The following is a 646-nucleotide window of genomic DNA, read 5'->3' on the forward strand; positions in this document are numbered from 1 at the left end:
CCGGGGCTTTTGCCAACGATACGGCTTTGACTGCCGCCATGTCGGACAGATTACTCCGCCATTGTCATGTTGTTCGGATAAGTGGAGAGAGTTACCGTTTGAAGGACAAAAAGAAGATAGGCATTGCGCCTGTGATAAAGGAGATTTACCCCCCCCGTGGGATGGTTACAATCAAACTGCCGGTTCCGGCTTTAAAGTGGTCAGTTTTTGACGGCCGTGGACATGCTTGTAGTTGGCGAGAAAGAAAAGGGAAGCTATTACAAGGAAAGTCATGTCTGATAGTCGAGTTTGTGCGGATAGTTTGAGTATTGACGATGTATTTGAATGAGATACCATTGGTTTTCGCTATTATATTACAGGATTACTCATGGCAAAAAGTTTGTAATTTGTAAATAGACAAAACTACATCAACAGCATTGGGGGGGGGAATCAGAAAAAACGTGTCTTACATAAAATACAATGGAGGTGACCGAAAATATTTTTTAGGCTCTAGACTAGCAAAATAGCTCTGTTAGCCTGGAAAAATGAAATATAACACCAAGTTAAGTGACTACAGCTCAAAAAAATTATCAAGCATTTTTGTGTCGGTATAGAAGCCTCAAAAACCGCTTTGCCGACAGGCTTCAACCGCAATACCATCAACCAC

2 pseudogenes are annotated in these 646 nt (G+C 42.0%); both read left to right on the forward strand.

From position 1 onward, the window contains the following. A pseudogene (locus IR141_RS12685) lies at positions 1-122 on the forward strand (ATP-binding protein); the annotation flags it as partial. A 402-nt stretch (positions 123-524) separates the two neighbouring features. Further along, a pseudogene (locus IR141_RS13685) lies at positions 525-646 on the forward strand (IS1595 family transposase); the annotation flags it as partial.

This window comes from Neisseria sp. 19428wB4_WF04 (genome assembly GCF_015235335.1).
Classification (GTDB): Bacteria; Pseudomonadota; Gammaproteobacteria; order Burkholderiales; family Neisseriaceae; genus Neisseria; species Neisseria musculi.